Origin of the sequence: Paractinoplanes ovalisporus, from assembly GCF_016834655.1 — a bacterium.
In the GTDB taxonomy this organism is placed as follows: Bacteria; Actinomycetota; Actinomycetes; order Mycobacteriales; family Micromonosporaceae; genus Actinoplanes; species Actinoplanes ovalisporus.
This window is the reverse complement of record NZ_JAENHP010000019.1, coordinates 166,395-183,025: the sequence shown is the minus strand read 5'-3', so window position 1 is coordinate 183,025 and position 16,631 is coordinate 166,395. Positions and strand designations below refer to the sequence as shown.

Annotated in this window: 16 protein-coding genes; 3 read left to right on the top strand and 13 right to left on the bottom strand. The window is 73.3% G+C overall.

The window, feature by feature from the left end:
- Position 1: 1 nt before the first annotated feature.
- Genes JIG36_RS38810 through JIG36_RS38780 form a run of 7 tightly spaced genes read right to left on the bottom strand, consistent with a single transcriptional unit; the run spans position 2 to position 8,176 of the window.
- Complete coding sequence (locus tag JIG36_RS38810) at positions 2-1,342, bottom strand: PfkB family carbohydrate kinase (RefSeq protein ID WP_203381439.1); 1,341 nt, start codon at positions 1,340-1,342, stop codon at positions 2-4.
- Positions 1,339-1,947: a D-sedoheptulose-7-phosphate isomerase gene (locus tag JIG36_RS38805; protein ID WP_203381438.1), complete on the bottom strand. Its 609-nt coding sequence runs from the start codon at positions 1,945-1,947 to the stop codon at positions 1,339-1,341. The genes JIG36_RS38810 and JIG36_RS38805 overlap by 4 nt, the downstream gene beginning before the upstream one ends.
- A complete protein-coding gene (locus JIG36_RS38800; protein WP_203381437.1) occupies positions 1,947-3,152 on the bottom strand; it encodes a glycosyltransferase in 1,206 nt (401 codons plus the stop codon). Before JIG36_RS38800 ends, JIG36_RS38805 begins: the two co-directional genes overlap by 1 nt.
- A complete protein-coding gene (locus JIG36_RS38795; protein ID WP_203381436.1) occupies positions 3,137-4,057 on the bottom strand; it encodes a glycosyltransferase in 921 nt (306 codons plus the stop codon). Before JIG36_RS38795 ends, JIG36_RS38800 begins: the two co-directional genes overlap by 16 nt.
- Entirely contained in the window at positions 4,054-5,619 is a 1,566-nt protein-coding gene (locus JIG36_RS38790) for an HAD-IIIA family hydrolase (RefSeq protein WP_203381435.1), read from the bottom strand. The genes JIG36_RS38795 and JIG36_RS38790 overlap by 4 nt, the downstream gene beginning before the upstream one ends.
- Positions 5,616-6,551, bottom strand: coding sequence for a glycosyltransferase family 2 protein (locus tag JIG36_RS38785; protein WP_203381434.1), 936 nt, complete (start codon positions 6,549-6,551; stop codon positions 5,616-5,618). The genes JIG36_RS38790 and JIG36_RS38785 overlap by 4 nt, the downstream gene beginning before the upstream one ends.
- Entirely contained in the window at positions 6,548-8,176 is a 1,629-nt protein-coding gene (locus JIG36_RS38780; RefSeq protein ID WP_203381433.1) for a carbamoyltransferase family protein, read from the bottom strand. The genes JIG36_RS38785 and JIG36_RS38780 overlap by 4 nt, the downstream gene beginning before the upstream one ends.
- 128 nt (positions 8,177-8,304) lie before the next feature.
- Here JIG36_RS38780 and JIG36_RS38775 point away from each other — a divergent pair, with 128 nt between their 5' ends.
- Positions 8,305-9,705 carry an aldehyde dehydrogenase family protein gene (locus JIG36_RS38775; RefSeq protein ID WP_203381432.1) on the top strand — a complete coding sequence of 467 codons (1,401 nt, stop codon included), beginning with the start codon at positions 8,305-8,307 and terminating at the stop codon, positions 9,703-9,705.
- Between the two features lie 7 nt (positions 9,706-9,712).
- On the opposite strand, the gene JIG36_RS38770 is transcribed toward JIG36_RS38775, so the two are convergent.
- The 5 genes from JIG36_RS38770 to JIG36_RS38750 form a co-directional block, all read right to left on the bottom strand.
- Complete coding sequence (locus JIG36_RS38770) at positions 9,713-10,546, bottom strand: glycosyltransferase family 2 protein (RefSeq protein ID WP_307873084.1); 834 nt, start codon at positions 10,544-10,546, stop codon at positions 9,713-9,715.
- 54 nt (positions 10,547-10,600) lie between these two features.
- Positions 10,601-11,548, bottom strand: coding sequence for a TIGR03557 family F420-dependent LLM class oxidoreductase (locus JIG36_RS38765; protein ID WP_203381431.1), 948 nt, complete (start codon positions 11,546-11,548; stop codon positions 10,601-10,603).
- Between the two features lie 84 nt (positions 11,549-11,632).
- Positions 11,633-12,238, bottom strand: a complete 606-nt coding sequence (locus tag JIG36_RS38760; RefSeq protein WP_203381430.1) for a DUF3618 domain-containing protein — start codon at positions 12,236-12,238, stop codon at positions 11,633-11,635.
- Positions 12,214-12,627 carry a phage holin family protein gene (locus JIG36_RS38755; protein ID WP_203381429.1) on the bottom strand — a complete coding sequence of 138 codons (414 nt, stop codon included), beginning with the start codon at positions 12,625-12,627 and terminating at the stop codon, positions 12,214-12,216. Before JIG36_RS38755 ends, JIG36_RS38760 begins: the two co-directional genes overlap by 25 nt.
- Entirely contained in the window at positions 12,624-13,490 is an 867-nt protein-coding gene (locus tag JIG36_RS38750) for a hypothetical protein (protein WP_203381428.1), read from the bottom strand. Before JIG36_RS38750 ends, JIG36_RS38755 begins: the two co-directional genes overlap by 4 nt.
- Before the next feature lie 203 nt (positions 13,491-13,693).
- On the opposite strand from JIG36_RS38750, the gene folP reads away from it, so the two are divergent.
- Entirely contained in the window at positions 13,694-14,560 is an 867-nt protein-coding gene (folP, locus tag JIG36_RS38745; protein WP_307873083.1) for a dihydropteroate synthase, read from the top strand.
- Between the two features lie 10 nt (positions 14,561-14,570).
- Here the strand turns inward: folP and JIG36_RS38740 are convergent, their stop codons facing one another.
- The gene (locus tag JIG36_RS38740) at positions 14,571-15,119 is read right to left on the bottom strand and encodes a TetR/AcrR family transcriptional regulator (protein WP_438870787.1); all 549 of its coding nucleotides are present in this window, start codon (positions 15,117-15,119) and stop codon (positions 14,571-14,573) included.
- A gap of 78 nt (positions 15,120-15,197) precedes the next feature.
- Between JIG36_RS38740 and JIG36_RS38735 the strand changes: the two genes are divergently transcribed.
- Positions 15,198-16,601: a DHA2 family efflux MFS transporter permease subunit gene (locus JIG36_RS38735; protein WP_203381426.1), complete on the top strand. Its 1,404-nt coding sequence runs from the start codon at positions 15,198-15,200 to the stop codon at positions 16,599-16,601.
- The last annotated feature ends 30 nt before the right edge of the window (positions 16,602-16,631 follow it).

The following is a 16,631-nucleotide window of genomic DNA, read 5'->3' as shown; positions in this document are numbered from 1 at the left end:
TCTACCTCCGGGAAGAAGCCGCGGCGATGGTGCTTGTCGTTGAACGCCCGTCCAGATAGGGCACGATCACGGTCTGCCCGCCCCAGCTCTCGACGAGTTCGGTCTCGGGCAGGGAGTCGTAGTCGCCGCCCTTGACCCAGACGTCGGGGCGCAGCCGGGTGAGCACGGCCTCGGGTGTCGGCTCGTCGAAGACCACGACGGCGTCGACACAGTCCAGGGCGGCGAGCAGCCGGCTACGGTCGGCCTGCGGGTTGATCGGGCGTCCGGGGCCCTTCAGACCGCGTACGGAATCGTCGCTGTTGAGACAGACGATCAGGCAGTCGCCGAGTTTGCGGGCGGCGCGCAGGGTCGCCAGATGACCGACGTGCAGCAGGTCGAAGCAGCCGCCGGTCGCCACCACCGTGCCGCCGCGCTCGCGCGCCCGGGCCACGATCTCGCGCACGTCACGGCCTCGGTCGACCGGGGGCGAGTCCGCCTGGAGGGGAGAGGCCACGTACGCCGAAGCCGCCGCAACCGCCTCCTGCACGGCCTCGGAGACCAGCGCCCCACGGGCCAGCGCGAGCGCCGCCGTGGCCGCGAACCGGTCACCGGCCCCACAGGTGTCGCCATCCGAGACGAAGGGCGCCGCCACCACGAGCGGCGTCGGGCCGTTGTGGCAGAGCACGGCCCCGTCGGCGCCACACGTGACCGCCACCGCCCCGGCCTGCCACCGCTGCCGCAGGGCGTGACCGCCACGCTGCGCGGTGACCAGGGTCGTGCCGTCGCCCACGTCGCCGGTCAGACGGCCGACCTCGGCCAGGTTGGGGGTCACGAGCCGGGCGCCCGGCACCGGCGGCGGCCCGTTGGGGTGCGGGTCCCAGACGATCGGCGCCTTGGCCGCGCCGAGCGCGTGCCGGACCGCCGGGTGCCGAGCCACACCTCGTCCGTAGTCGCTGACCAGGATCGCGGTGGCATCGCGGAGCACGTCGAGCGCGGCCTCGGGGGCTTCGCCGGGCGCTTGTGGTTCTCCCCCGCGGTCGAGGCGCAGCAACACCTGACCGCCGGCCCGCAGACGTACCTTCTCGGGGGTCGCCCCGGGCAGCGGCAGCGCGTAGACCTTCACTCCGGCCTCGGCCAGCAGCCGGCGCAGGGCAGCGCCCCCGGCGTCGTCCGCCAGGGCCGTGACCAGCGCGACCTCCTGCCCCGACCGCGCGACGAGCAGGGCGGCCAGGCCCGCTCCGCCCGGGCGTTCGGTCACCCGCTCCTCGTCGAGCACGGGCGCCGGGGCGTCCGGGGCGATGCGCCGTACGCTGCCGTCGACGTCCCGGTCGAGCAGGGTGTCGCCGACGATGACCAGCCTCATACTCCGACCTCCACCTTGAGATCCGCGAAAGGGGCGGCGAGCACCGCCGGCAGCGCCTGGTCGAGGTATTCGCACATCAGGTGGACCGCCACCAGATGGAGCTCCTGCACGACCTGGCTCTCCGGCGACGGGCAGCGCAGCGCCTCGTCGCAGGCGTCGGCCAGCGGGCCGTCGGGCCCGGTCATGGCCCAGGTGCGCAGGCCGCACTCCTTGGCGGCCCGCACGGCGGCCAGCAGGTTGGGGCTGCGGCCACTGGTCGACAGCGCGATCAGCACGTCGCCGGGGCGGCCGTGCGCGCGGACCTGCCGGGCGAAGACCTCGTCGAAGCCGTAGTCGTTGCCGATCGCGGTGACGGTCGACGAGTCCGGGGTGAGCGCGATCGCCGACAGGGGCCTGCGTTCGTCGCGGAGCCGCCCGACGAGCTCGGCCGCGAGGTGCTGGGCCTCGGCCGCGCTGCCACCGTTGCCGGCCACCAGCAGACGCCCGCCCTGGCCGAGGTGCCAGGCGAGGCCGGCGCCCCAGCGGCTGAGCCGTTCGGCCTCGGCGCGGAACGGGATGATCGCCGCGGCCAGCGCGGTCAGATGGGCATCGGTCAGTGCGGCCATCAGGCGACGACCTCCGGGGTGTTGGCGGCGACTCCCGCATAGACGTCGGCCAGCCGCTCGGCGATGCGGGGCCAGGCATAGGTGAACTCGATCCGGTCGGCGGCGGCGGCCGCATAGCCGAGCCGGCGCATGTCGTCGCCGGCCAGCTTGCGCAGGGCCGTGCTGAGGCGGGCCGGATCGCGCGGGGGCACGAGGTCGCCGGTCACGCCGTCGACCACGGTGTCGGCCAGACCGCCGACGCCGGTCGCGACGACCGGGACACCGCAGGCCATCGCTTCCAGCACGGTCAGGCCGAACGGCTCGTACCAGGGTGTGGCGGCGAGCAGGTCGGCCGAGCGGTACCACTGCGGCATCTCGTGCGCCGGCACGGCGCCGGCGAGCACCACCCGGTCGGCCACACGGCTCGCCTCGGCCAGGCGGCGCAGCTTACGGGCGTACGGGTCGCCGTCGAGGTCGCCGTCGGGCGGGCCGCCGACCACCACCAGTTCGGCGTTGCGGACCGCGGGCAGGGCCCGGATCAGGTCCTCGACGCCCTTGCGCTCGACCAGCCGCGCGACGGTCAGGATGCGGGTCCGGTCCGGGTCGCGCGGCACGGCCGGACCGTCCGGCCGGAACCGTTCGACGTTGACCCCCGAGGGGACCAGGGTCATCCGCGTGCGGGGGATGCCGAGCCGGGTCAGCTCGCGGATCTCGTCGTGGCATTGCACGATCACCCGGTCGACGGTCCGGCCCAGCTCCCGCTCGTAGGCGACGCGGTGCGGCGGGCTGGTGTCGGCCCGCCCCTGGTGACGGCGTTTGACCGAGCCGAGCGCGTGATAGGTCTGCACGACCGGCACGTCGCAGCGGCGTCCGGCCGTGACCGCGGCCAGCCCGCTCATCCAGAAGTGGGCGTGGGCGACGTCCGGCTTCCATTCCGTACGCCAGTCCTCGGCCAGCCGGTCCGCGAAAGCACCCATGTACGGCAGCAGCTCATCCTTGGGCAGGGCGGACGCCGGCCCGGCGGGCACGTGCACGACGTCGCCGAACCCGGTCGGTGTCACGTCCGGCTGGTCGGGGCTGTCCCGGCGCGTGTACACGCGGACCTGGTGCCCGGCCGCCGCCAGCGCCCCGGCCAGCTCGGCCACGTGGGTGTTCTGCCCGCCCGCGTCGACGCCGCCGAGGGCGGCCAGCGGGCTGGCGTGTTCCGAGATCATCGCGATGCGCATGTTTCCTCCTCGAGCAGGCGGTCCCAGTCCGCGAGGAACCGGTCCAGCCCGTAGCGGGCGAGGGCGACCTGGCGGGCCCGGGCGCCGAGGCTGCGGGCCGCGGCGTCGTCCTCGAGCAACCAGTGCGCGGCCTCGACGAGAGTGCTGACGCGGGTGTCGAGCACCCCGGCGTCCGGCGGCACGGCCACGACCGCCTCGGTGGTGGCCAGGCCGATGACCGGCATGCCCATCTGCATGGCCTCGATCAGGCTCAGCCCGAGCGAGGTCCAGCGGCACAGGTGCAGGTAGGCGCGGCGACGCGCGACCTGGGTGTGCATCTCGTGCTGGGGCGGGTCGTCGTGGGCGGTGACACCGTCCAGGCCCCGCACACCCATCCCGAAGACGTCCAGGGGCGCCACGCCGGCGAACCGCGGGAACAGGTCGGTGCCGGTGACGCGCTGACGCCGTACGGGCTCGTTGGTCACCACCGCCAGGCGGCTCAGCTCGCCCGTCCAGCGCGCCCGGGGCTCGACGATGCCGTGCTCGATCACCGTGGTCCGGGTGCCGCCGTTGTCCCACATCAGCTCGTTGAAGTCGGTGACGTGGGCGATCACGAGGTCGTCGCGGCCGGCCATCGGGTGGCGGCTGTCGGGCACGTCGCCCTTGGGCGTGTTGTGCTCCACATAGATCACGGGCACGCCGCGGGGCACCAGGTCGAGTTCTTCGGGCCGCTGGACGATCGCCACGTCGGCGTCGACGATCCGGTCCAGCGGCAGCTCCTCGGCGGAGGCGGGCCAGTCGAAGGTGCGGGCCCGGCCGCGGCCCCATTCGTCGCGGGCGTCGTTGACGGGAATCAGGTAGCGGTGCTTGCCCTGAACGAACGACGTCGTCCAGGAACCGTGCACGTGCCAGAGCAGGATGTTCACGCGGCGGCCTCGGTTGTCTCGGCGGGGGTGGCGAGCCGGGCGACGGCGGTGACCACCGCGGCCGGCTCGACGGTGGACAGGCAGGGGTGGCCGTCGACCGGACAGGTCGTGGCCCGGGTGTCCCGGCAGGGCGCGGCGGCATCGCCGAGGCGCACGGTGGGGACGCGGTAGGGGCCCCACCGGCCGTACGGGACGGTCGGGGCGTAGAGGCTGACGACAGGGGTGCCGACGGCGGCGGCAAGGTGGGCCGGCCCGGTGTTGGCGACGACCACCGCCGTCGCGCCGGCCAGAATTCCGGTGAGCTCGGCCATGGAGGTGCGCCCGGCCGTCTCGCCCGAGTTCCCGGCCACGTACGCGGCCAGGTGGTGCTCGCCGGGACCGGCGGTGACCAGCACGCGGTGGCCGGCGGCGGTGAGCGCGGCGACGATCGCGCGCATCGTGCCGGGCGGACAGGCCCGGGCCTCGCAGCTGGCCCCCGGGTGGACGACGACGTAGCGACCGGGCCCGGCGTGGACCGCGCCGGTGACGCGCAGCCGCCCGTCGTCGCCCGCGGGCAGGGCGAACCCCGCGGCCGCGGCGACGCTGCGGGCCCGTTCGGGTTCGGGCAGGTCGTCCGGCACACGGTGCCGGACGTCGAGCAACGAGCCCGGGTAGTCCTCGCTGATCGCGGTGATCCGGCCGATCCCGGCCATCCGCATCAGCAGCGCGAGCGGCAGCGCCGACTGGTGGAACGAGGTGAAGACGACCGCCTCGCCGGCGCCGGTGCCGCGCAGCCGCTCGGTGAGCGCGGCGATGTCCGGCGGGTCGACCGGGCCGGGTTGCGGGTCGATCCAGGGCAGCCGCCATTCGACGATCTCGTCGACGCCCGGCAGCAGCTCGGCGGCGGACCGGCCGCGCGGCCCGCACAGCAGGACGACCCGGTCGGCGCCGGCCGCGACGGCCCGGACGGCGGGCCCGGTGACCAGCACGTCCCCGGCCGAGTCGGACCGGACCACCAGCACGGTCCCGCCCCTGGCCCGGACCGGCGCCTGCTGCAGGCGCACCCGCCGCAGGATCAGGTCGGCCGCTTCGGTCAGCGTGCCCGCCACCACCGGCGCGGCGGCGACCTCGCCGGGCAGCGTCACCGGGGTGGGAACGAGGATCGCGGCGGCGCCGGCGGCCTGGGCGGCCTCGACGTCACGGCCGATGTCGCCGACCATCACACACCGGGCGGGGGTGGTTCCCAGGGCCTCGGCCGCGGCCTCGACCAGGCCGGGGGCGGGCTTGCGGCAACGGCAGCCGGCGGTGTCGTCGTGCGGGCAGAACTGCCACGTGTCGAACGGGCCCAGCAGCTCGCCGACCCGGCGGTGGACGGCCTGCAGCTGGGCCGCATCAAAACGGCCGCGGGCCAGGCCGGACTGGTTGGTGACCACGCCCACGCGCAGCCCGGCGGCGCGCAGCCGGTCCAGGGCCTCGCGGGCGCCGGGCATGGGCTCGACCTTCGCCGGGTCCCCGTTGTAGGGCACGTCCACGATCAGGGTGCCGTCCCGGTCGAACAGGACGGCGTCGAAGAGCCTGCTCATGCCGTACGCCACTTCCACCAGCCGCGCAGCCAGTGCCAGGTGGCCACGGGCGGGATGACGGCGCTGGTCGCCAGCATGGTGGCGACCTCGCGGGCGTCGCGCGGGCCGGGCCCGATGCGGGCGGCGGCGAACTCCGCGGTCCCGGCCGCCCAGACCAGCCCGGCGGCGGCAGCCGGGACGGGCCGGCGGCAAGCGGCGAGCGCCAGAGCGGTCAGGCCGGCCGCCGTGACGGCCACGTGCCGGGGCCGGCGGCCGGGCGGGATGTCGAGCAGTTCCCGCCAGCGCCGGCCGTAGAGACGGCGCAGCAGGGCGTCGTCCGCGTTGCCACGCTGGGTGCGCACACTGACCCAGGGGCTCTCGGGGCGCACCGGGTGGGTGATCCGGCGTCGGCCGTGGGTCAGCTTCCACCCCTGCTTGCGTACGCGGAAAGCCAGCTCCGCATCCTCGCGGAAGGCCCTCGGCAGACGCTCGTCGAAGCCTCCGCACCGTTCCAGCGCGGCGCGCCGGTATGCCATGTCGGCCGTGATCCACGCGCCCTCGGCGAGACCGGCCGTGACCCGCTCCCAGTCGGTCGGGCGGCGGCCCTCGGGCCGCGGCACCCGCACCACACCCTGGACGCCGCCGACGTCGTCCCCGGCCCCGGCCAGGTCCGCGGCGAGTTGACCAGCCCAATCGCGGTCGGGCACGACGTCGTCGTCGAGGAACGCGACCCACTCGTTGCCGGCGACCCGCCAGCCGTCGTTACGCGCGGCGGCCGGCCCGTGGGCGCGACCGGCGATCACCCGGACGCCGTCGGGGACCGGGAGTGGGCGGGCCTGGTCGGGGCGGTCGTCCACGACCAGCACCTCGAGCCCGGGCCCGGCCGGCACGCGGGCCAGCAGGTCGAGCAGGCTCAGCCGGCCGAGCGTGGGCACGACGACGGTGATGCTCACGCGGTGAACGCCTTCGCCCGGTGCACCGCGAACGGGCCGATCGCGAGCAGGTCGACCGGCGCCGACCCGAACAGCTCCATCGCCTCCCGCGGCGTGTCCACCATCGGGCGACCGGCCGTGTTGAGCGACGTGTTGACGACCACCGGCAGGCCGCTGAGCCGTTCGAACTCGGCCAGCATCTCGGCCACCAGGGGCTCAGTGCCGGTGTGGACGGTCTGCACGCGGGCGGTGCCGTCGACGTGGGTGACGGCCGGGATGCGGTCCTTCCACTCCGGCTTCACCCGGTGCACGAAGAGCATGTACGGGCTCGGGTAGACGCCCTCGAAGATGTCGCCGAACCGCTCGGCCCGCACCATGGGAGCGATCGGGCGGAACTGCTCGCGGCCCTTCACGTTGTTCATGCGTGTCTGGGTGTCCGGGTCGCCGGGGTGGGCGAGCAGCGAGCGGTGGCCGAGCGCGCGCGGGCCGTACTCGCTGCGGCCCTGATACCAGGCGACGATGCCGTTGCCGGCGAGCACCCGGGCGGCCTCGGCGGCGATCGACGCGGGCCGGGTGAACGGCAGGTCGGCGCGCCGCAGCTCGGCCTCGAGCTCCTCGTCGGTCCACCCACGACCGAGGGCGGCGCTCCCGAACGGCACATTCTTTCCCGGTACGGCCAGAGCCGCGCCCAGTGCCGTGCCGGAGTCCCCGGCGGCGGGCTGCACCCAGACCCGCTCGAACGGCCCCTCGGCGGCGATCCGGCCGTTGGCCACGCAGTTCAGCGCCGTGCCTCCGGCCATGGTCAGCGTCGTCAGACCGCCCGAGGCCTCGTACGTCCACCGGACCAGGTCGAGCAGCACCTCCTCGAGCCGGGTCTGCACGCTGGAGGCGAGGTCGGCGTGGGCCTCGGTCATCTCGCCGTCGGCGGCGCGGGCCTTGGCGAGTGCGTCCCAGTCGATCCGCTCGACCGTGAAGCCGCCGTCGTCGGTGGCCCGGACGAGCTCGCGGAACAGATTCAGGAACCGCGGACGCCCGTACGAGGCCAGCGCCATCACCTTGTATTCGTCGCTGGAGTGCATGAACCCCAGGTGGCGGGTCAGGTCCTCGTAGAGCAGCCCCAGCGAGTGCGGTAGTTCCTGGCTCCGGAACACCTCGAGCTCGCCACCCCGGAAGGCGCCGGCGAGGTGGCTGGCGACCTCGCCCCGCCCGTCGAGCACCAGGGTCGCGCTGTCCTCGGGCACCGACAGGCCGGCCGAGGCCGCGTGCGCGACGTGGTGCGGCACGAAACGGACCTGCTCGGGGTCGAGGCCCGGCAGCGCTGCGGCCAGGAACTGCGGCGCCCGCCGGGCGTAGTCGACCCGCAGGTGGTCCCACGGGTCGTTCAGACCGAGGCTCGCGGCGTCACGCGACAGCCCCGGGTCGAAGGAGTAGGCGACGGCGTCGAGGTCATCCGGCCGCAGACCGGCCTCCTCCAGACACCAGGTCGCGGCCAGCTCGGGCAGTTCCCAGGCGGCGAACGGCACCGGCCGCTTGCCGTGCTTCCGGCGGCTGAACCGCTCCTCCTCGGCCGCGGCCACCACCCGGCCGTCGACGACCAGCGCGGCGGCCGGATCGTGGAAGACCGCATTGATTCCCAGCACTCGCATGGCGCGCGGCGTACCCCTGCTTCTCCGCCCTACTCGGGAGATCATTGACTTCTTACAAATAAAATTGCGGCGATGTCACCTGCACGGATGACACGTTTAGGGCCCTGGACCGGGGGCAACCGCGCGCCATGTTCGAGGTTCTGCAACACATCGCCGGCGAATGGCAACCGGGTGGCTCGGGCCGCGCTCTGACCGTTCTGAATCCGGCCGACGGCACGCCGGTGACCCGGGTCCCGTTCTCCAGTGAGGAGGATGTGGCCGGGGCCGTGCGGTCGGCCCGTTCCGCCCTTCCCGAGTGGGCCCGGACGGCCCCGGCGGCCCGGGCCACGGCCCTGCATGCGGCGGCCGACGCCGTGGCGGCGGCCGCGGACGAGCTGGCCGCGATCATGACCGCCGAAATGGGCAAGCCGGTCGACGGCGCCCGGGAATCGATCATGGCCGGGGTGGGGACCCTGCGGCAGTACGCCGAGCTGGGACCCACCCATCGGGGCCGCGCGCTGGCCGGCGACCATGAGGCGATCGACCTGATGGCCTACGAGCCGCGCGGCGTCGTAGCGGTGATCACGCCGTGGAACGACCCGGTCGCGGTGTCGTGCGGCCTGCTCGGGGCGGCCCTCGTCACCGGCAACACGGTCGTCCACAAGCCCAGCGAACGGACGCCGGCCACGGGCTGGCGCCTCGTGCAGCTGCTGGCGCCGCACTTCCCCACCGGCGTGCTCACCCTGGTGAACGGCGACGGCGAGGTCGGCGCCCGGCTGGCCGCCGCCCCGGTCGACGTGGTGGCCCAGGTGGGCTCGACCGCGACCGGTCGATCGATCGCGGCGGCGTGCGCCCGTACGGGGGCGAAGGCCCTTCTGGAGAACGGCGGCAGCGACCCGGTGATCGTGGACGCCGGCGTCGACCCCGTGTGGGCGGCGTCGCAGGTCGCCCTGGGCGCCTTCGTCAACTCGGGGCAGATCTGTGTCGCGGTCGAGCGTGTCTACGTGCACCGCGAGGTCGCCGGGGCCTTCCTCGAGGCGCTGGCCGGCGAGGCCTCCCGGTGGGAGATCGGCCCGATGGTCGACCGGCGGATGCGGGACGCGGTGGACGAGCAGGTGCAGAAGGCGGTCAAGGCGGGCGCCCGGGTGCTCAGCGGCGGCGCCGCCCCGGCCGGTCCGGGCGCCTGGTATCCGCCGACCGTGCTGGCCGACTGCACGGACGACATGGCCGTGGTCCGGGAGGAGACGTTCGGACCGGTCGCGCCCGTGGTCACCGTAGATTCGTTCGACGAGGCCCTGGAGCGGGCCGCGGATTCGCCGTACGGGCTGGCGGCCTCGGTGCTGACCACGTTGATGAGCAACGCGCAGCGGGCCTGGCGGCGGCTGCCGGCGGGAACCGTGAAGGTCAACGCCGTCTTCGGCGGGGCACCGGGCGGGGCCGCGCATCCGCGGCGGGGCAGCGGCCAGGGCTTCGGCTACGGCCCCGAACTGCTCGACGAGATGACGGTCGTGAAGGCCGTCCACATCGAGGCCCCGCCGCAGGGCTGGTGACGGTTGCTCAGCCGAGCCGCCGCAGGTCGTTCTCGACCTGCGGCGGCAGCATGCTGCGGTGGCGCCGGGCCCAGGCCACGTGCCGCAGCGCGCCGGCGGCGCCGCGCGGGTTCGCCATGAGCGTGCGGGCCACCACCGCGGGCGGGCGGCGCAGCATCGCGGTGAGCACCCGGTTGCGGGCCTCGATGCGGGCCCGGGCGCCGTTGTCACGTCCGGCCGGTCGCGGGAAGTGCCGGACGGTCAGTTCCCCGACGTAGGACAGTTCGTGGCGGGCCGCGGCCAGGTCCATCGCGAGCAGGGCCTCCTCGCCATAGACGAACAGCCTGGCCTCGAAGCCGCCGGCCGCCAGGAACGCGTCCCGGCGCACGACGACCGAGCATGCCAGGAATCCGAGCACCGACGGCCCGGCCGCGCCCGGCGGCGTGCCGAGCGGGGAGGCCGCCATCTGCGCCGACACCGGGTCCTCGCGCTGCTCGGGGCCGACGAGCACCCGGGCCGCCAGCAGCGCCGCGCGCGGGTGGGCCCGCATCAGCTCGGCGGCCCGGGCCAGCGATCCAGGCGCCCAGTACGAGTCGTCGTCGGCGAACGCCACGAACGGCGTACGGGCCCGCTCGACCCCGACGTTGCGGGCGGCGGCCCCGCGGTTCTCCGGCAGCCGGACAATCTCGACGCCGCGGAACACCGGCGGCGGCTCGTCGGAACCGTTGTCGACCAGAACCGTGCGGGCGCGGTGGTGCGGAAAGGTCTCCCGCAGGCGCTCACCGCGGTTGCGGGTGGCGACGACGACGGTCACGTCCTCGGTCTCGACGGCGGCGCAACGGATCTCGGGGGTCAGGGTCACGGGGGCGGCGAGTACCCGGCCCGGGCATCGCCAAGCCCCCGGAAGGAGTGACCTTTACAGACGGCCCTTCAGCTCCTTGGCGAAGAAGTCGAGGAAACCGTCGGGATCGGGGCCGGCGTTCATGAGCACGATGTGGTCGAATCCGGCCTTCTTGTACTCGCCGACCATCTTCACGTACGGCTCGGGGTCGGGCCCGACGGCGAACTGCTCGGCGATGTCCTCGGGGCGCACCGTGGCCGAGGCCGCCTCGAAATTGACCGGGTTCGGCAGTTCCGCCATCACCTTCCAGCCGGTCACGGCCCAGCGGGTGGTCTCGTGCGCGGCCTTGACCGCCTCCTCCGCACTGGGTGCCCACGCGACCGACGCCTCGGCGTAACGGGGGCCCTTGCCGCCGGCCCCGGTGTACGTCTCGATCAGGTCGGCGCGCGGCTCGGTGGCGAACAGGCCGGTGGCGTGGGTCGCGGCCAGTTCGGCGGCCTGCCTGCCCCCCGCGGCCACGGCGATCACCGGCAGCTTGTCGGGCAGGTCGAACACCCGCGCGTCCTCCAGCTGCAAGTGCTTTCCCTCGTACGACTGATAGCCGCCCTGCCACAGCAGATTGATGATGTCGAGCGCCTCCACCAGGCGCTCGTGCCGTCCCCGGACGCTCGGGAAGCCCTGGCCCACGACGTGCTCGTTGAGCCGTTCGCCGGCGCCGATGCCCAGCGTGAAACGGTCGTCCGAGATGATCGCGAGGGTGGCTGCGGCCTGCGCGACGATCGCCGGGTGGTAGCGCACGGTCGGGCAGGTCACGCCCGTGGCGAGCCCGAGGCGGTCGGTCTGCACGGCGATGGCGCTGAGCACGTTCCAGGCGAACGGCGAGTGCCCCTGCACGTCGAGCCACGGATGGTAGTGGTCGCTGATCTCGACGAAGTCGAACCCGGCCTGTTCGGCCCGTACGGCCTGGCGGATCAGTTCCTTGGGTCCGAAGGCCTCGGCGGCCAGCTTGTATCCGAGTTTCATACCTCTCGGCTTCCCCGGCGTGACCGGTGCAAACGCAACCGGGCCGGTCCCCGTACGGGAACCGGCCCTGGATGCACGCGACGGTCAGGAAGCGGCCGACCGGGCCTGCTCCTTCACGTCCTGGGCGTCGGAACGCGCGGTCTCCTTGGTCGTCTGCACGGCGTCCTGGGCGGTCGACTTGACCTCGTTCAGGGCCTGCTGCGCCGGACCGGCCAGGTCGTCCTTGAGCTCGGTGGCGACGTCCTTGACCTTCTCGGTGAGGTCGCCGCTGTGGTCCTTGAGCTGCTGACCGGCCCGCTTCTCGGCGTCGCTGACCGGGATCAGCGTCGAGGCCAGCAGGCCCACGCCGAACGCGATGATGCCGGCCGCGAGCGGGTTGCCCTGGGTCTGCGAGGCGACCGCCTGCGGGGCGCTGCGCACGGCGTCGGCCGCCTGGTGCGCCTTGTCACCCGCCACGTCGGAGGCGTGCGAGGCCTTGTCGCTGACCGCGCTGCCGACCTGCGACGCCTTGTCGCTCACCGTGCTGGTGGCGTGCTCGCTGGTGCCCATCACCTTCTCCTTCACCGCCGTCCACCGCCGCTGCGCGACCCGGGACGGGCTCGTCTTCTCGGCCAGCAGGTCGACGTCGCGGGTCAGCGACGCCCGGGTGTTCTCGATCTGCTGCCTCAGCCGGTCGGGTTCTTCAGCCATTGGGCGTCCTCCTTGAGCGTGTCGACGGTGCGACGGGGCATGGGGTCGACGGTCTTGAGCTTGTTCTTGCCGGTCACATAGAGGACGCCACCGATGACGCCCCACAGGACGGCGACGATGAGGGCCGCCCAGCCCGCGGGCATGACGGCGTCGAGCGCGAACACCAGGGCGAAGCTGAGCAGCACGACGGCCAGATAGGCGGCGAACGCGGCGCCGCCGAGCATTCCCCCGGCCTTGCCGGCCTTGGCCGCCTCCTGCTTGAGCTCGGCCTTGGCCAGTTCGACCTCCTGCCGGAACAGCTGCGACAGGTCGTTGCTGATGTTGCCGATCATCTCGCCGACCGAGGTCTCGGCAACCTCTTCGGCGTCGTGGCGGTGCGGTGCGGTCATCGCAGGCGCTCCGGGCTCTCGACCACGTACTCCTCGCGCACCGAGGGCGTGCCGGTGCCGGTCGCGCTGTACTCGGTCGCGGAGGCGTAGCCGGGCGTCGGCTCGGTGAAGCCGGTCGTGGCGGCGGGATAGGCGGGGGTCGTCTCCGGCGCGGGAGTGACCGGGGTCGTCGGGTAGGCGGTGGCCTCCGGGCGCGACACGAACGAATCGGTCTGCGGCTTGGAGACACCGGCGTCCGGGTCGGCCTTGGCGACGACCTTGCCCAGGCGGCCCACGACGAAGCCGGCGGCCAGGGCCGTGGCGAGGAACGCGCCGGGGCGGCGACGGGCGAAGTCCTGCACCTCGCGCAGCACGCCGTCGGGGCCGTTGCGGTCGAGGTAGTCGGCGAACTGACGGCCACCCTCGGCCACCCGCGAGACGACCGCCGCGGCCGGGGAGTCGCCGCGCTCGCCGCGCATCTCGTCGAGCTGGTCGGCGGTGTCGCGGATCTGGCTCACAAGCTTGTCGTTCTGGGTGCGGGCCTGGTCGTTGACCCGGTTGCGCACGTCCGAGGCGAGGTTGCTCGCCTGGGCCTTGGCCTCGTGACCGACCTTGGCCGCCTGCTCCTTGGCCGTGTCCTTGACGTCGGTCGCCGCCTCGCCCGCCGCGTGCCCGGTCTGGCTCGCGACCTCCTTGGCCTTCTCCTTGGCGCCACCGTCCTGGTTGCCGCCGAGGTCCGAACCGGACGGCGAGGGGTCGCGGTAGCTCTCGGTGGCGTAGGCCTGGGTCGGATAGTCGGCCGTGGTCGGGTAGTCGGCCGTGGTCGGCACGCCGACGGAATAGGCGTCGTCCGGCCGACGAGCGCCCGATGGCACGTCACTCATGGGGATTCCTCCAGAAAGGATTCGTCGTTGTGCCTTCGCCGCAATGGCTACCCGAACCGCCTTCCGGTCATTCATAGTTTCCCTAGCGCAATAAAGATAAAATGGCACCGTATAGAACCGCATATTCCGGGTACCCATGTCGCCCGCTTTAATTCGTGCACCGCTCGAAATACCTGCGAGCAGGCCTGATAGCGTCCCTGCTCGTGAGCGAGACGATCGGAACGCGGGTCATCGGCGGGCGCCCGTTCGACTTTTCCCGGCGCGTCGCGGTGATGGCGATCGTCAACCGGACGCCGGATTCCTTTCACGATCGGGGCAGCACGTTCGCGCTCGAGAGGGCGCTGGAGGCGGTCACCGCGGCGGCCGATGCCGGGGCCGACTGGATCGACGTCGGCGGGGTGCCGTTCGCGCCCGGGCCCGAGGTGTCGGCGGCCGAGGAGCTTGAGCGGGTGCTGCCCGTGGTGGAGTTCGCGAAGTCCCGCTGCGCCGTCTCGGTCGACACCTTCCGGCCCGAGGTCGCGGCCGAGGTGATCCGGGCCGGCGCGGCGGTCGTCAACGACACGTCGGGGCTGCGCGATCCGGCGATGGCCGACGTCGTCGCGGGCACCGACGCCCAGCTGGTGATCTGCCACAGCCTGGCCGCGCCGCGCACGCTGTGGCCGAGCCCGCAGTACGACGACGTCACCGCCGCCATCCAGAAGTTCCTGCGTGAGCGGGTGGCGACGGCGCTCGAGCGCGGGGTGCGGCCCGACCAGATCATCATCGATCCGGGCCACGACCTGAACAAGAACACATTGCACACGCTGGAGCTGACCCGGCGGCTCGACGAGATCGCCGCGATCGGCTATCCGCTGCTGGCCGCGGTGAGCAACAAGGACTTCATCGGCGAGACGCTCGACGCCAAGCAGAGCGAACGTCTCGCCGGCACGCTGGCCGCCGTGGTCTTCTGCGTGCTGCGCGGCGCCCGGATCGTGCGGGTGCACGACGTGCGGGCCACGGTCGACGCCGTACGCATGACGGAGGCGATGCTGGGCTGGCGGGAACCCGCCTACACCCGGCACAACATCTGACCTCCAGCGCCTAGGTCAGGTTCTCGAAGGTGCCCAGCAGGTCGGCCGCCCACGGCTGCGGCGGCACCGCGTCCGGCCCGACCAGCCGCATCCCGCCCAGGCAGGTCAGCAGCATGCCGAAGGCGAAGAAGTCGCGAGCCTCCTCGTTGCTGGCGCCGGTGAGTTCGCGGACCACGTCGTAGAGGCGGCCGAAGCAGGTCCGCACCGGGTCGCCGATCGCCGGGTCGCTGGCGGCCCCGAACCCGTGCAGCAGCATGGTGACCAGCTCGGGCTGCTGGAGCAGGTCCTTGTACGCGCGCCCGAGGCTCTCCAGGGTGGGTTCCTCCTCGGCCGCCTTGCGCCACTTCGCCTCGATCCGGTTGCCCGCGTGCTGCACCGCGGCCAGGAAGAGTTCCTGCTTCGTACGGAACAGGCGGATCACGTACGGCTGGGAGACGCCGGCCAGCCGGGCCACCTGATCGGTGGTGGTGCCGGCGTAGCCGCTCTGACTGAAGGCCTGGATGGCGGCCGCGATCAGTTGCTCCTGGCGCTCGGTGGCGGTGAGGCGGGTTCGGGTCACGGTTGACATGTTATCAGTCAATAACTAACGTCGGCTCCGGAAGTTATCAGTGGATAACAACATCCGGGGAGAAACGTCATGACCGCTGTACTCGAGGCGCCTGCGCCGCCGCAGCGCCGCCGTCGCCCGCTCGCCGCGGTGCTGGCCGCCGTCGGCATCCCGACCTTCATGGTCACGCTCGACAACCTGGTCGTGAGCACGGCGCTGCCGGTGATCCGCACCGACCTGAACGCGTCACTGGCCGACCTGCAGTGGTTCGTCAACGCGTACACGCTGCCGTTCGCGGCCTTCCTGCTCACCGCGGCCGCGCTGGGCGACCGCCTCGGCCGCCGCCGCATGTTCATCGCCGGCCTGGTCGTCTTCACCCTCGCCTCGGCCGCCGCCGCCCTGGCCACCGAGTCGTGGCAGCTCACCGCCGCGCGGGCGGTGCAGGGCCTGGGCGGGGCGGCCGTCGCCCCGCTGGCACTGACACTTCTCGCCGAGGCGGTGCCGGACCGATTGCGTACGGCCGCAGTGGGAATCTGGGGTGGCATCAGCGGCCTGGGTGTGGCGGTGGGCCCGGTCGTCGGCGGCGCGGTCGTCGAGGGCCTGGACTGGCACTGGATCTTCTGGCTGAACGTGCCGATCGGTGTCGTGGCCGTGGTGCTGGCCCTCACCGTGCTCGGCGAGTCCCGCGGCGGCGCCCGCCGTCTCGACCCGCTCGGCCTGCTGCTCTCGGCGGCCGGCATGTTGCTGGTCATCTGGGGCGTCGTCGACGGCCCCGACCGCGGCTGGACCTCGGCCCGCATCCTCACCATGCTGATCGGCGGCGCCGCCCTGCTCGCGGCGTTCGTGGTCTGGCAGTCCCGGAACCCGTCGCCGATGCTGCCGCTGCGGCTGTTCCGCGCCCCCGGCTTCAGCCTGGTCAACACGGTCACCCTGACGTTCTCGGCCGGCGCCTTCGGCTCGGTGTTCCTGCTGGCCCAGTTCTTCCAGGTGGTGCAGGGCCTGAGCCCGCTCGACGCCGGCCTGCGCACCCTGCCCTGGACGGCGGCCCCGATGATCGTGGCCCCCCTGGCCGGCCTGTTCGGCGACCGCATCGGCCAGCGCGCCCTGATCTTCACCGGCCAGTTGTTCCTGGCCGCCGGCATTCTCTGGATCGGCCTGGCCACCAGCACCACGGTCACCTACGGCAGCCTGATGGTCGCGTTCCTGCTGGCCGGCATCGGCATGGGCCTGACCTTCGCCCCGATCAGCACGGTCGCGCTGGCCAGCGTCACCGACCAGGACCGGGGCGTCGCCTCCGGCGTCAACAACACGATCCGCGAGGTCGGCGTGGCCGCGGGTGTCGCCGCCCTGGCCTCGATCTTCAGCTCGTACGGCGGTTACACCAGCCTGCAGTCCTTCGTCGACGGCCTGCGCCCGGCCGTGATCGTCGGAGCCCTGATCGTCGCGGCGGGCGCGGTGGTCGCCCTCCGGCTCCCCCGCCGCAACCACGCCTGACCCACACCCGAACCACCCCTGAACTGGGCC